13 protein-coding genes are annotated in these 15,051 nt (G+C 48.9%); 12 read left to right on the forward strand and 1 reads right to left on the reverse strand.

All coding sequences use genetic code 11. The features are described 5' to 3' along the window. Positions 1-7 precede the first annotated feature (7 nt). The 12 genes from SHEL_RS06055 (at position 8) to SHEL_RS14305 (ending at position 13,051) form a co-directional block, all read left to right on the forward strand. Positions 8-976, forward strand: coding sequence for a LicD family protein (locus tag SHEL_RS06055; protein WP_012798364.1), 969 nt, complete (start codon positions 8-10; stop codon positions 974-976). Next, positions 976-1,989, forward strand: a complete 1,014-nt coding sequence (locus tag SHEL_RS06060; RefSeq protein WP_012798365.1) for a stealth family protein — start codon at positions 976-978, stop codon at positions 1,987-1,989. Before SHEL_RS06055 ends, SHEL_RS06060 begins: the two co-directional genes overlap by 1 nt. 8 nt (positions 1,990-1,997) lie before the next feature. Further along, the gene (locus SHEL_RS14850) at positions 1,998-3,221 is read left to right on the forward strand and encodes an EpsG family protein (protein ID WP_126513761.1); all 1,224 of its coding nucleotides are present in this window, start codon (positions 1,998-2,000) and stop codon (positions 3,219-3,221) included. A 10-nt stretch (positions 3,222-3,231) separates the two neighbouring features. Next, entirely contained in the window at positions 3,232-3,957 is a 726-nt protein-coding gene (locus SHEL_RS06070; RefSeq protein WP_012798367.1) for an LICD family protein, read from the forward strand. Positions 3,958-3,993: 36 nt separating this feature from the next. Further along, positions 3,994-5,268, forward strand: a complete 1,275-nt coding sequence (locus tag SHEL_RS06075) for an oligosaccharide flippase family protein (RefSeq protein ID WP_012798368.1) — start codon at positions 3,994-3,996, stop codon at positions 5,266-5,268. Continuing rightward, the gene (locus SHEL_RS14295; RefSeq protein WP_012798369.1) at positions 5,262-6,047 is read left to right on the forward strand and encodes a LicD family protein; all 786 of its coding nucleotides are present in this window, start codon (positions 5,262-5,264) and stop codon (positions 6,045-6,047) included. Before SHEL_RS06075 ends, SHEL_RS14295 begins: the two co-directional genes overlap by 7 nt. Further along, on the forward strand, positions 6,044-7,009 hold the full coding sequence (locus tag SHEL_RS06085) for an XRE family transcriptional regulator (RefSeq protein WP_012798370.1): 966 nt from the start codon (positions 6,044-6,046) through the stop codon (positions 7,007-7,009). The genes SHEL_RS14295 and SHEL_RS06085 overlap by 4 nt, the downstream gene beginning before the upstream one ends. A gap of 174 nt (positions 7,010-7,183) precedes the next feature. Further along, positions 7,184-7,912, forward strand: a complete 729-nt coding sequence (locus SHEL_RS06090) for an IspD/TarI family cytidylyltransferase (protein WP_012798371.1) — start codon at positions 7,184-7,186, stop codon at positions 7,910-7,912. Positions 7,913-7,992: 80 nt separating this feature from the next. Further along, positions 7,993-9,804 (forward strand): CTP--phosphocholine cytidylyltransferase, encoded by a 1,812-nt coding sequence (locus SHEL_RS06095; RefSeq protein WP_012798372.1) that lies wholly within the window; start codon positions 7,993-7,995, stop codon positions 9,802-9,804. A gap of 3 nt (positions 9,805-9,807) precedes the next feature. After that, a complete protein-coding gene (locus tag SHEL_RS06100; RefSeq protein ID WP_012798373.1) occupies positions 9,808-10,452 on the forward strand; it encodes a histidine phosphatase family protein in 645 nt (214 codons plus the stop codon). A 66-nt stretch (positions 10,453-10,518) separates the two neighbouring features. After that, entirely contained in the window at positions 10,519-11,520 is a 1,002-nt protein-coding gene (locus tag SHEL_RS14300; protein ID WP_012798374.1) for a DUF4839 domain-containing protein, read from the forward strand. A gap of 214 nt (positions 11,521-11,734) precedes the next feature. After that, on the forward strand, positions 11,735-13,051 hold the full coding sequence (locus tag SHEL_RS14305) for a hypothetical protein (protein ID WP_012798375.1): 1,317 nt from the start codon (positions 11,735-11,737) through the stop codon (positions 13,049-13,051). A gap of 1,600 nt (positions 13,052-14,651) precedes the next feature. Here the strand turns inward: SHEL_RS14305 and SHEL_RS06115 are convergent. Next, positions 14,652-14,897, reverse strand: a complete 246-nt coding sequence (locus tag SHEL_RS06115) for a hypothetical protein (protein ID WP_012798377.1) — start codon at positions 14,895-14,897, stop codon at positions 14,652-14,654. Between the last annotated feature and the right edge of the window lie 154 nt (positions 14,898-15,051).

The following is a 15,051-nucleotide window of genomic DNA, read 5'->3' on the forward strand; positions in this document are numbered from 1 at the left end:
TTTCAGAATGAATAAGCTTTCTACGTTTGAAGCATTTAAGCATCTTCATGGCAAAGGTGCCTACAAGGTGGTTGAAGGTGACGATTTGCAAGCACTGCAAATCGTTTTGTTGGATATGATGTTGGATATTGACGCCGCATGCAAAAGAGCATGTATCGACTATATGCTATTCGCCGGAAGCTGTCTGGGGGCATACAGGGATGGTGGGTTCATCCCTTGGGATGACGATCTGGATATTGCAATGGATCGTATGAGCTATGAGCGTTTTTGCAAAGCCTTTAACGATGAGCTCGGTGACGGGTACATTCTACAAACCCCGCTCGATACGAAAGAATACGGATTGACGTTTGCACGCATTCGTAAGCGTGGAACAACTCTCAAATGTCGCGATGACCTACTAACTGATGGCGAATGCGGGGTCTACATAGACCTTTTTATATGGGAGTCGGCGCCTGATAATCCGATTCTTAGAGCGTTGCATGGATTTGGTTCACTAGCGATAGGGTTCTTGTATTCCTGCAGGCGGTTCGCATGGTATGGCGATACGTATCTGAACATGGCCCAAGGCGACGCTCAGCTATCGCGCGTATTCAAGCTGAAGAATGCCATTGGCAAAGTGCTTTCATTTGCAAGCATCGACGCATGGACCCATGCTTGGTATCGTTGGAACGCATTATGCAAAAACGAAAAGTCGCGATTACTGACTATCCCCAATGCACGTAAGAAGTATTTCGGGGAGATTTACGAGCGGTCGGTAATTCTTCCAATGCGCAGACTGGATTTTGAAGGAAAGCTTCTTATGGGGCCGAACTCCATAGAGGATTATCTGGCGCAAGCTTTCGGGGCGGATTACATGACTCCACCGCCTCCGGAGGCTCGTGAAAAGCACATTGTATTTGAATTTGATTTGGGAACCGCTGTCGAAGACGCAATTGCGAAACGAGATATGACATCGGGCTTTCCCGAAGGAGATTAATGATGACAAGGGATTATGACATTGATTTCGTGATACCTTGGGTTGATGGAAGTGACCCTGCTTGGCTTACTGAGAAAGCCAACTATTCCGGTTCTGACATGGGGATTGAGGATAGCATTGCGCGCTATCGCGATTGGGGTCTTCTGCGTTATTGGTTTCGAGGGGTCGAGCAATTCGCACCTTGGGTCCGCAAGATACATTTTGTAACATGGGGGCATTACCCCGAATGGCTTAACTTGGATCATCCGAAGTTGCATCTCGTCAAACACGAGGACTATATTCCCGAAGAGTATCTGCCTACGTTCAGTGCTAATACTATCGAGCTTAATTTTCATCGCATTGAAGGATTAGCTGACCGCTTTGTTTACTTCAATGATGATATGTTTCTGATTCGTCCGACGAAAGCGGAAGACTTCTTTGAAAAGGGTCTACCAAAAATACCGGCAATTGGCACCCCTTTAAAGGTCGGCTATGGAGATTGGTTCTTTATGTCTATCGTGGACAATGCTGTGATAAACCAGCACTTCGATTTTCACGGCGTAGTCAAGAGACACCCTCTTAAGTGGATCAATCCAAAATACGGCTTAAATGTGCTTCGAACGCTTACGGTTCTTCCCTATCCATATTTCTGCGGAATAATGGAGTTCCATCTTGCGAACCCACTTACCAAGAAAGCTTACCTTGAGGTCTGGGAAAAAGAAGAGGCGCTTTTGGATTCAACGTGCCGCAATCGCGTTCGAAGTACGTTCGATGTCAATCAGTATCTGGTAAAGAACTGGCAGCTTGCCAAAGGCGAGTTTATGCCTGGAAACCCAGCATTGGGTAAAGCGTTTCAGTTCAGGGATACCCCAATGATCACCTTGAAGGATATGGCAACATATATTGAGTCTGGGCATGGCAGAATGGTGTGCATTAATGATTCTGCAGTTATCGAAAAGGCAGATCAGGTCATAGTCGGTTGCCAGCGTATTATGAAAAAACTATTACCCAACAAATCAGCATTTGAATTATAGGTGAAAGTGTGCCTGCTCTTTTAGCCATTATTGCAATATTAATGCCTGCCATTGCGTTGTTTTTGCAGGTGGCAACTTATTCACGTAACTGCAATCCTGTATTTCTAGGCGTTGTGGTTGGTATTGCAATGTCGGGTATTGCGTTTGGGCTGTATAGCACGTCCATCTATAGCGATTTGACAACTTATACTAATCAAGCGATGCAAACAAGCGGTCTAAGTCTCGGGCAGTCCTTTGATTTGTTCTCCAGAACGCACATAAATGATACCCCATTGGCAATCGTGTGGTTTTGGTTGATTGGTCAATCTGGAAATGCTCAACTCTATCCTGCGAGCATAGCCTTTGTGGAGTATTCGATCATCGGATACATCTTCACTGATTACTCAACAACCCGTGGGTACAGTAGGCGTCAGTACGCGCTTCTTCTTGTCTTGTTGATTGTCTCTTTGCCACTCTATAATTCCGTTGCCTCTGTTAGGAGCACTCCAGCGATGGCGATCGGATTACTTGGCCTTTACCTCGTTTTTGTTAAAGAGGTTAAAAACCCCTTGGTTTTCAGTCTTTTCATTGTGTCCATCCTTATTCATTCGGTAGGTTTCATTTTCATTCCGCTTGTCTTCTTATGTCAAATTGGGAAAAACAGGCCTATGATTGCGGTTCTATTGGCAATCGCGCTATTGCCGGTGGTCTTCTTTAGCGCTTATACGCTTGAGCCTATTTTTTCTTATTTTGGCTTCTCCGTTGTGAACAAGGTTCAGGCATATGTGGGTGGCAGCGAAAGCGAATATGCCCTCCATGTTCTTAGCAGCGATTATCTTCAGGTCAAGAAATGGACTTCAATTGCGTGGGCTAGCGTCGCATTGGTTTTGCAGTGTCATATTGCTGCGAGGTTTTGTAAGAACGACGAACGGTTTGAGCATCTTGTAATAATTGGAATAATGCTTTGTGCCAACGTTGTCAGCTTTGGAATACTGATCACCGTTCCTTCGTATGCGCGATTTCTATATACGGCTGTTCCCATTTCGATTCTTGTTGTCACTGGCGCAATCCTAAATACGTCTATTACTAACGATTTCGAACGAGGCGGTTTCTGGGGTTTAGTCACTGTTCTCTTCTTTGTGCTCTCCCTTGCGGTCATTGTGGTTGCTTTGTACGACGTGCCCAGACGCATTGCTATTGGATTGCTTATGAATCATGTGCTGTTGGGTTTCTTTGGAACGATTCTGTTGTGAGGGGTTGCTTATGCTATTTGAATTGAAGCGCTGTTCGTACTTGAGAATAAAAAAGATTGTTAATCGTTATTCTGTCCTCAAGAAAATGAATACTATACGGCGAAGGATTCGTGGTTCAAAAGGGCGCAAGGCCGTAGAGCAGAATGGATTGAAGACGGCCTCCGCAGTAGTATCGATTATGGAAAATTCAGGATTCGAACCCGTTCTTTCGTTCGGAACTTTATTAGGTGCTGTTCGCGAACATGATTTAATTCATGGGGACAACGACATTGATCTTGGTATTATCGTTGATTATAACGACGACGAAACGTGGCGCAAGGTTCGTAGCGTACTGGAAGAAGGCGGTTATCAACTGCTCAGGCAGTATTCGTATTCCGGTAGTATCACCGAGCAAGCGTATGGCGCGGATGGCTTCTCGTTTGATGTTTGGGGGTTTTTGCGCGAACCCGATGGTAGGCATTTGCGGTCTTTCTACCATTGTCGTATAGACGAAGGTGTGTACCATTCTGATAGAGACAGGTCAATCAAGTACATTGACATGCCAGTTTTTGAAAATCGGAGGTACACAAAGGTTGGTGAGTACCAACTCCCTGTGCCGATTAATGCAGAACAAATGGTTGCAGCTGTGTATGGTGATGACTGGCAAACGCCCAATCCGAATTTCGTAGCGGGTACGGGGTTTACGCTTGTAGAGGGCGTTGTCGAAACGTACCAAGAATTTATGTCTGGTCATTAAAATTGGCATAGCATTTTTCGCGTAAATGGCTTCAAGATGGATATTCAACGTAAATCTCTAGCAAACAATACGCTCATGCTTTTCCTGTTGACAGGGTCGAATTATGTGTTCGGCCTTATCACGGTCCCATATCTCACGCGTGTTCTCGGTGCCGATTTGTATGGACAAATTGGGTTCGGCAGCGCATTTTACACGATAGCCCTGCTGTTCCTCGATTTTGGATTTCTATTGTCGGGCACGTTAGAAATAGCGAAATGTGGAGACGATCGCGATTCGATAGAACGCGTTTATTCTGCTGTATTGTCTGCGAAAGTGATGGTGGCTATTCCCGTAACTATCGTAGCAAGCGTAATTATATTGTTTGTCGACCGTTTCAACACCGATCCCGTTTTTTATTTCTGGTGGTATTTCTACGCGGTCTCGAATTCAATGGTTCCAGATTTTCTGTACCGTGGACTTGAGAACATGTCTTCTGTAACCATTCGAAACGTCATTGTTAAAGCGGTGTTCGCTGCATGCATATTTCTGTTCGTGCAATCGCATAGCCAGTATATGCTTGTCCCTGTGTTTCATTTTGTGGGAGCCGCCGTCGCGCTCATTATCATGTATGTGCATGTGCGCAATCATTTAGGTCTCCATGTGCGTAAAGTACCCTTTCGGGACGTATGGGATCAAGTTAAAAAATCCTCGCTGTATTTCCTGTCTAGGATTGCCGGGACGGTATTCTCAAGCATGAACACTATGGTGCTTGGCTTCATTGCCCCGACAGGTCCGACGCTTGGATACTACACAGCTACTAATACCGCTATTCATGCTGGACAGCAGGCCATAACGCCTGTGACAGGTAGCCTATTCCCGAACATCGTACGCACGAAGAACTATAAGATGGTTTTAAAGGTAGCGTTTTGGGGTGAGGTTATTCTGATTTCTGGCTGTGTTGCAGTCGCGATCATTGCTGAGCCTCTTTGTATATTTGTATTCGGCCCAGAGTATGCCGGGATGACTTCTATGCTTCGAATAATGTTGCCTATGATTCCGATTACGTTGCTTACGTATCTATTTGGTTGGGCAGGTCTCGGCTCCATGGGTAAAGACGTCGTAACTAACGTCTCCGTTATCGTGGGCGCCGTTTTTCACGCATCTGTTTTGGCGGTCTTGTTCTTGTTTGGCTATTTGGACGTTTATACGATGTGCATTGCCACAGTTGCTACGCAGATGCTAATTCTGGCCATTCGCGCATTTGCGTTCGTAAAGGGGCTTCTTGACTTGAAGCGCCGTAGCTCGTCTGCTGGGGTGGAATCCTTATGGTAGAGATGACGCTGGATGAGATCCATGAAGCTGAGCTAGGGATGTTGGAGTGCCTGGATGCGTTCTGTGAGCAGCACGATATTTCATATTACCTTGCTTACGGAACGCTGCTTGGTGCAATAAGACATGGGGGATTTATCCCGTGGGATGACGATGCTGATGTATGGTTACTTCGAAAGGATTACGATCGTTTCCTAAGTTTATTCGAAGAGGATGAGACATACAGATTAATTCGTCCTTTCCAGCCTGAATATGGCTTCGGATGGGCGAAGATTCTTGACAAGAGGACAGCCTATAGGCACGAAAGCGTCGTTAGGCCTGATGATTATGGACTTACAATAGATTTGTTTCCCCTCGACTGTGATGGGGGAGAAGCATTCTTCCAAAGAATGCAGAAGTTATCGAGATTGAGGAAGATTAAGTGGTATAAGCATAAGGCTGGCAGCGTTCAGGGGCCAAAACGGATACTAAAGAAAGTCTTAGCTAGGTTTGTACCCGAACGTCTTATTGATGAACGAGGCTTTCAAGCCGCGCTTGATAGCGGGCAGAAAAATGGCCGGGTCTTAAACTGTTTCTCGCGTTACACCTATAAGCAGGAGAGTGCGGATGCGAGCCATTTTGTGCCTGGTTTAAAACTGGCTTTTGAAGGCGAGCATCATTTCTCTGTGCCACGAGATCCCGAAAGGGTTTTAGAGCGAATCTATGGAAAAGACTGGAGGGTTCCTGTCGTCGATTCGCATCCGACAAAGGTTTTTTGGCGAGATGGGTTTCCGTCGAAGTGACCATCGCCACTAATATCAAACTCCGCCGTCTTGAGCTTGGTCTTACGCAGGACCAGCTTGCGCGCGCAATAGGTTACAGATCGCGTTCGGCGGTTGCGAAGATCGAATCTGACGCGACCGACTTGCCGGTATCGAAGCTTCTTTTGTTGGCTCAGGCACTTGATACAACGCCCGAACGCCTATTGGAGGGTGCGGGCGAGTTTTCGTATTCCGATGCTGGTAGCGAGAGCCGTGCGACTCGAGTGGACCATGGTCAGCCGCGAGTCGCGGCGGTAATCCTGGCTGGGGGACGTTCTTCAAGAAACATGCGAAACGTTCCGAACCAGTTCATCAGCATTCTTGGTAGGCCCGTAGTGGACTATTGCATGGAGGCCTACCAATCTCATCCAATGGTGGATGAGATTTACGTTGTATGCCTTGAGGGCTTTGAGGACATTATGAATGCTTACGCCAGAAGGCGTAAAGTTACTAAGCTCGTCAAGATTCTGCCCGCAGGTAAGACAGGGGTGCTCTCTGCACGCAAGGGTTATCAGGCGCTTTGCGACAAAGGGTACAGGCCTAGCGACATAGTTGTGTTCCAGGAATCAACGCGCCCATTCGTAACCGAAGAAATGATTACGGGACTCATACAGGCAACGAGAGAAAAAGGCAGCGTCATAACGGGTGAAGTCAGATCGGATAACGTTCAATTCTTTCAGGATGACAATGGCGGGCTGAAGTATCTCGATCGCAATAAGATCATAGACCTTCAGTCTCCGGATGCGCACAAGATTTCAGTAGTTAGAGATGTATTCAAGCGTGCAGACAATGAAGGTCATGAGCTGGTTGAGAGCAACATTGGCATGCTTATGTACAATCTCGGATTCACTCTTAATTTCAGAGAAGGCGCTCGCAACAACATAAAAATCCTCAGGGAAGAGGACGTTGCTGTTGCTACGGCTCTATTAAAGCAGCAAGGTTAAGCGGAGCGGCCTCCTTTCGAGGCTGTTTCCTGACAGTGACGCATTGTTTCTCTGCTTGCCGCACAGTATGTCGCTCCAACTGGATTCGCCGGCCATTCGCCAATGATGAATATTCAAGCAAATACAAAGAAATAGACTCGCCATGTTTGCAGGCAGCTACTGGAGGTTATGATCATGATTGTGGCTATGGTGCTTGCTGGCGGCACGGGAAACCGTGTTGGCGCTGGTATGCCGAAGCAGTTCATTAAGGTTCTTGGCAAGCCGGTGCTTGCGTATACCCTCGAAGAGTTCCAGAAGAACGAAAACATAGATGCAATAGAGCTGGTGTGTCATGCCGAATGGATTGATGAAGCAAAGTCCATTATCGAGCAATATGGCATCACCAAGGCGAAATGGATATGCCGAGGCGGCGATACCTATCAGGGTTCGACAGCAAATGGCGTGCTCAATCTGAAGGATGTGCTTGCGGATGACGACATCCTTGTGAGCGCATTCGGCGCAGCTCCTATGGTTGCCCAAGAGGATATTGATGACTCCATCCGTGTTTGCAAGCTGCACGGCAACGGTATTTCTTCAACTGACATCGATTTGTGCACATGCGAAAAGGCTGATGAAGAGTCTTCGACGGTAAGCGTTGTGAGAGAAACGCTTAAGGGCTTCGCGAATCCCTGGACCTTCCGCTACGGGGAATTGAGGGATGCCTATGAGCACGCGATTGCAACTGGAATGCTTGACGAACTCGAGCCCCATACGACATCGCTGTACTTCGCACTCGGCAAGCGTATCTGGTTCTCAAAGTTCACCTCGCCGCAGGTGAAGATCACTCGAAAATCCGACATCGACTTTTTCGAAGGCTGGCTCCTGCTGCAAGAGCGCAGGAAGAACCAAGCTTCCGAAGGATGATGCGGACAGAACGCAGGCAGAAACTTGAGCCATAGCCGGCTTTAATCATACCGATTAAAAAGTGGGTAAGGAGACTGGGGATGATTACGTATAAGGAATTCGAAGTCGTAAAGGCGCTGCTCGACGGTACCGTCAAAGACGCAGAGCAGATTTACAAGCAGACGCGACACTATGTGTTTAAGGACGCTGACGAGGTGTCCGAGCTGATGCGCGGGCTTGAAGCCAAGGGTTATCTCGCCGATGGCAAGCTGACTGAATCCGGAATGGCCGAAATCGAGCCCTGCAAGGTTCGCAATGCGGTCATCCTTGCTGCTGGCGGTGCGGACATTACTGCAAAGTCTGTTTACAACATGCCCAAGGGTCTGTTCATGAAAGACGGCGAGACGCTTATCGAACGTCAGATCCGCCAGTTGAAGGAAGTCGGCGTCGACGACATTACGGTCGTGATTGCTTACAAGCAAGAGCTGTACTTCTTCCTGCAGGACAAATGGGGTGTGACACTTGAAATCAACCCTGATTTGAAGAAGAACAACATCCATTCGCTGTACACGGTTCGCGACCGTTTGGGCGGAACCTACATCTGCAACTGCGACAATTACTTCGAAGAGAATCCATTCTCTTCCTACGAATACAATTCCTTCCACGCAACGGTGTTCAAGGAGGATGCTACCGATGAGCTGGTCGTTCGTACGAACGAAAGCGGTCGAATCCTGAAGGTCGAAAGCTGTGCGAAAAGTGGTGAATGCATCTACGGGCATGCTTATATGGACCCCGCGTTTGCAGCTCGCTTCGTCCGCTTTATGGAAGAAGAGGAGCCTGACTTCCGCATCTCCCATTTGTTCTGGGAGGAATTCGTTTCGCGTCATGTGGACGACTTGGACATGTACGCGCACGAATACCCGGCCGACATGGTGCTCGAATTCGACCACATCCAGGAGATCCAGAACATTGAAGGCCTGTTCCTTGGCAACGTGAGCGGTCGCATCAACTCGAAGATATGCGAAGTGCTGGATTGCACCGAGGATGAGATCGCTGATATCGTGGTACTTGAAAAGGGTCTTTCGAACATCTTGTTCACGTTCGTAGTTCGCGGCGAGCGCTACATTTTCCGCTATCCTGGAGACTCCACAGCATTCTTCATCTACCGTAAGAACGAATGCCTTGCTCAGAAGCTGGGTGCGGCTGCCCATGCGGATGATACATATGTCTACATTGACGAGACCGGCCTTAAGATCTCCAAGTTCCGCGAGAACTGCATCGACCTGCACGGCGTGTACTATGAAGACGTCGAATTGATGAAGCGCGTGGCGAAGAAGATCCGTGCGTTCCACGATGAGGGTTGTGGCCTGGAGAATTGGGAAGAGTACAACTACGACCCGATTTATCAGACGGAGCGCCTGTTCAAAGAGGCATCCAAGATGAAAGGCGACCTGTTCAAGGTATTTGAGAAGGAATGGGCGATGATGCACCTTCTCCAGAAGTACGCGGATATGGACGGCGTCGAGCATACGATGTGCCACAACGACATCAACATCGACAACGTGTTGTTGACCGAGGACACCCTCGACATCATCGACTGGGAGTTCGCGGGATACAACGACCCGGGCTATGATTTCGGACGCGTGATTGCTGGCCTCGATTACGAGGTTGACGAGCCGAAGATTGATGACATTCTTGAAGCCTACTTCGGACGTCCCGCAACAGAGGGCGAACATCTCCACTGGATGGCCTACTCGGCAATACACAACTGGTATTACGTTGGTTGGGCCTTGTACAAGGAATCTATCGGAGAGTCGAGCCGCGACTGGATGCTTTTCTTCTTCAAGCAAACCAAGAAGCTGGCTGAATGGTGTCTGCCGCGCTACGAGGCGAAATATGGAAAGATTGACTAAGTTATGCGTGTGTATGTAATTAGGCACGGCGAAACCGAAGGCAACGCCGCAGGTATCTTTCAGGGCCGTGTGGACGGTCAATTGCTTGAGAGCGGCTATAAGCTTGCAAGGGTCACGGGTGAGGCGTTGCAGAGTGTGAAATTCGACGCCGTGTTCTCGAGCCCTCTTTCGCGGGCACGCAACACGGCGCAAGAAGTGCTGATAGGAAGCGGAAATACGGATGTCCCGATTACGTTCGACGACCGCTTGCTAGAGATTGACATGGGCGTTTACGAAGGCAAGAAGTTCCGTCCTGGGGAGCGGGAAGCCGATCCCGAAATGTGTCGACTGTTCTTCGAGGATGCATTTGCGTTTCCCGGGTTTCCGAAGGGCGAGGACGCCAGGGGTGTTTGCGCACGCACTCAAGAATTCCTGACCGACCTTGCGAAGCATGACTATGATACGGTGCTGGTTTCGACTCATGGATTTGCTTTGAGGGCCATGCTGAACAGCCTCTACGATAATCCTGACGACTTCTGGCAAGGTCACGTTCCTTACAACTGCTCGGTGAGCATCCTCGAGGGTGACGGCGACGGGCTCAAGCTGGTCGAAGGAGACGTCGTCTACTACGACAAGAGCCTTTGCGTGGATAGATACGCTTCGTATTGATAGAAAGCTTTGTTTTGCGGCATCGAATGGGTTCCATCGGTGCCGCCAACTGTTGAAAGGGGCCTCATGAAACTCAAGCGAGTTTTTGCGATGCTTGCGGTCGCTTTACTCGCGGCGTCTCTGTACGCTTGCGACGACACCGAGTCCGAAGAGATGACCGAAACCGTTGTACCTACGTATGACGTGGCTCTCCATGTGGATTGCGAAGAGAACATCATCTTCAGCAGGTACGACGTCGATGTGTATCTCGATGACGAGAAGCTGGGCACGATTCCTCACGGGGACGTTGCAGATTATTCCCTTGAGGCTGATGAAGGCGAGCACAGGATAAAGTTTGCATCTGTCGATGACAGCACTACCACCGGGTCGGTCGTTATTGATGTTGCTGAAGATTGCTCTCTGTCCTATGAAATCCAATGCAAGCACAGCGAAATCAAGGTGGAAGAGGTTGCCGAGACCGAACCCGAGAGCGAGGCTGAAACTGCATCGGCTGCGGCTGGGCATTCTAAGGAGACCAAAGAGGCTGAGTCGACAAAGACAGAAGAGCCTGAAGAGGAGCCCGAGGCTTCGACCGAGAAAGAGGAACCAGCGGAGGAGAAGGCCCCTGTTGAGGAAGAGCCGGAAGCCGTTGAAGAGGAGCCAGTTGAAGAGCCGGCGCCGGCTGAAGAATCGGCTCCCGAAGAGGACGCTGTGCTCACGGTTGATAATTGCCCTGAGCTTGCAGCCATTCTTGCGACCCACAACGAAGGCGATCCTGCGATTGCTGAGTTCGCCGAGGAGCATAAAGGCGATACCATCGAATTCGATGGATGCATAACGTACTGGACGAATCATGGCAGCTACAAAACCCGATTCGATTTCATGTTGGGAGCAGGGGAGTATGACCCCGATCGACAGCAAGGCCCTCTCTTCAAATTCGACAACGTCAATAGGTTCGACCTTAATCTTCCCGATGATGTAGACGGGCTTTCCATCGGGGACAGCGTCAGGGTTACAGCGGTTGTCGGATCGTACAGCCCCGACACGTTCATTCTTTTGCTCGATCCCGTTTCCGTTACACTAAGGTAGGCTGAATCATACTTGAGATTTCAAGGGGGCTGTTAGTTATGAAAAGGTTTGCGGCATCTGAATGGCAACCGTATAGCTGTATATATCGCTTACGTTGAGATTGACCTTGTCGCTCGTTGTGCTTGATTTGTAGCCATGTATCGCTTGAATGTTGATTTGTTTCTACGGTCGATTAGTAATTGGGTTGAGTTTCTAGGAGATAACGGGGGGAAAGATGAACATCAGGAAGCTAATTGTTGTTGCGATAGTGGTATTGTTTGGACTGTCTTTAGTTGGCTGTGCTTCGTCTGAAGGCGTTTCGTCGGGCGCATCGGGGAACGTCCAGGAGCCACCATCTTTAAAGTCGTCTGATAACTCGGCAGCGGATTCTGAGATAGACATAGCTAATGCAATTGAGTTTGAATCGGAAGGCGAGCGTGTCGATGACTCCAAATTGGACACGGTGGATACCTTCAATGGTGTCACAGTGCCTCTGTGCAGCAAGTGGGAGCATTCTACTTATGATTCTGAATTAGATATACAGCCTCACGAAATGACGTACAGAATAATTCCCGAGTCTGAATCGTCCATCGATGGTTCAGGCACGCTAATCACCGAAACGTATGCTCGCGGCGAAACGAAAGATACCGCCACTTTCGCTCTCTATACTAGTGAGTTTATAGATTATGGTGACACTTTTTATGATGAGGGTGAATGGCGTATTGATGACTGCACGTATCGTGTTATGTCCGCGTATAATCCTATCATGAATTCCTATTCATCATATCTGATTGGCTATGCGGATAATGGCCTTGGGTTTGCAACAAGGTTTTATCTACACGGCAGGTACGTTGGCTCTGCCAATATCGGACTTCGTAATGAAATGTTTAAACAAATAAGGTTCGATAGTTCGCAAGTGGATGAAGGGCTGTGCAGCTTGCCATCGAAGGCAGATACCGAGTTCGATTCGGATTTCGACATGACAACGGCAGAGAGCAACGATGACTTCATTGAAGCCCTTCAAAGCCTGGGGCAGTTTGAGCCGACTAATGCATCGGGCTCGGGCGATGATGTGGTCGATGTGCCTTGCGTACCTTCTCCCTGTATTATGAGCATAAGGCATGATGGATCCAGTAACTTTGTTGTGGAGAGCTATACAGATTCCGGCGAGAGCGTCGACTTGCTTGTGAACACGATTGGCCCATACGAAGGTACCGTGACTTCATATATGAACTTTGAAGAGACGAACATGCTGGAAATACATGCTGATGGAAATTGGGATATTTGTTTTGCGCCACTTACGGATATGGAGAAGGCAGAAAACGGATCAGTATTCCACGGAGATGATGTTGTCTATATCGATGAAGCGTCTATTTCTAAGGTGCATTTTAGTCACTCTGGAGAAAGTAATTTCTCTGTTTGGGCTATTGGAATGGACGACTTCGATCTTCTCGTGAACGAAATTGGCCCCTATGAAGGCACAGTGGTCTGGAATGAAAGCGGGTCGTTTTTTATTGTTCATGCGGATGGCGATTGGTCGATAAGCTGGTAGATTATCTTATCTCCACCTGTCTGGAAGCGTGCGGGTTGAATCAAGGCTCGCGCGCTTCTCAATAGTTGATACCTGCGTTGCTGAGCATGGATTTTTTTAGTCCTCAGTCCGATTCCATGGTTGCAATATATTAGCTGCCTAGTTGGAGGTCTGTTGAGGTTTTCGAATGGCTGTTGCCGACTGGGTTGGTTTTGGTGACGGTTCCATATCGGACTGGTACGGCGTTCCGCGCTGGGATCGCACGGGCCAATGCGTTGCGGCGCAGCTACGTACGGCATGCATGACCTATAGCAATTCAACATGAATGCAGCACGATAATCGGCGCATAATTCCACGGCGCGTCGGTGTGCCGTTCCATAAACTGTCGGTGCGCACCGATGCGAGCCCTGGTTTTTTCGAAACGAAGCGGACAATGTTCCGCCAAAAACGGACATCCAGACCGAGCGGCGAGTAGCCCGGACGTGAACGGCGCAAATTTGCGATGCTCTTCCAGAGGCGTCGGATCAGAAAGGGGTTCTTCGCGAGAACTCGGACAGATTCATGCTACCTATACCATAGGGAATCGCCTGATTCGCGGGCTTTGCCCTTTATGGCCTGTCTATAATTTCCCGCAAGCACTTGCGCTCGCTTTCATTCATTGCCTCTTTATCCGCTGGCGTATTGGCGTACGCCAGCACATGACCGACGGATCGCAATGGCTGTTTTAGGTTGACTCGATTCTGGCGATTACGTCTTGACTCTGGAATGGCTAATTCAACCTGGCGCCAGCATCCTCGACGGTCCCTGCTCACGGAGCTCCATTATCGGCTTCAGCCTTGTCTTTCTCGCCATGGTGTAAGATCCTTCCGTACAATCGGTTATATGGCGTAAAGATTGTGCGGAGGCTGCACGGCGGTACTCGCCCGTGAAACAGGTGCTACGGATTGCGCGAATTGTCAGTCAGCTCGGGCGGGTGATACGGAAAGCGTGAATCGGGTGTTACTCAGACGTCGCAATACTAACGACATGAGGATCTCACGATGCTTGACTGACCACGTGTCTTCCTTTTTTCTCATGGCCGCGGCGCCCTATGTGCCGTATCCAAGATTCTAGAAAAGTAGACGCCCCTTGCGGGGCGTCTCAGTGGCACGTATCACCGAGTTGCGGAACAGTGTACCAGCCGCTTGTGGAACGGTGAGTCATCCACGGCGTAATAATCATTTTAAAAAGCCTTATTGCATAATTATAGTTGTGTAGCTCGGAGCCGATTGCAAGTAGTAAAGTCTCTTTAGAATCATGTAAGTGCAGATTACGGTTGCTGAATACGTCTCCGCTATTCTTTTTGAGTTCTGATAGCAGCGGTCATTTTAATGTTGAGGCTGTTGGGGGAGTGCATTGTAAAGTAAACAAACAAGAACTCATTGCAACCCTGAATAGTTCCGGTGATGTCGCGAAGCTCGCTAACTAGATTTGCTAAGACGCTCGCAACATTCTTCATGTGTGTGAAGGAATCCTTAGTCTCTTTGAAAGGAGCGATTGTGAAAAACTCACTGATTGGTTATTTATGGCTGTAACGGCACCCGTTACGGGCGCTGGCGCCCGTTTCGAGCCGTCGACATCCTTAAAATGCGCGGTACGTCCCCGGCTCTCCGTCGTTTAATGCCTCCGGATAGGCGATGTGGAGGACTACGGTCACGTCGTCGTATGCGGTGGCAAACGAGCCGTAACCATGGTAGTCGTGCGACATGATCACCGTAAGCTCGAACAGCGATCCGTAAGGCGATGCGTCGATTTCCTCGTCTGCGATATGATGCGTACAGTACGCATAGCCGATAGCAATTCCACGAGGCGTCGATAGGCGTTTCATGCTTCGCCGATGTACGGAGCCCGGTTTCCAGGTGAGTAGTAACCTCCCGCGGTGCCGCCAATCACCTGGCCTAGTACCGTAAGTCAGCAAAAGAACGGTACCGCGGGTAATCCGATTCTGGTACCGCTACCCGGCGTGTGAGGGAATCGCCCGA

Source organism: Slackia heliotrinireducens DSM 20476, from assembly GCF_000023885.1.
Taxonomy (GTDB): Bacteria; Actinomycetota; Coriobacteriia; order Coriobacteriales; family Eggerthellaceae; genus Slackia; species Slackia heliotrinireducens.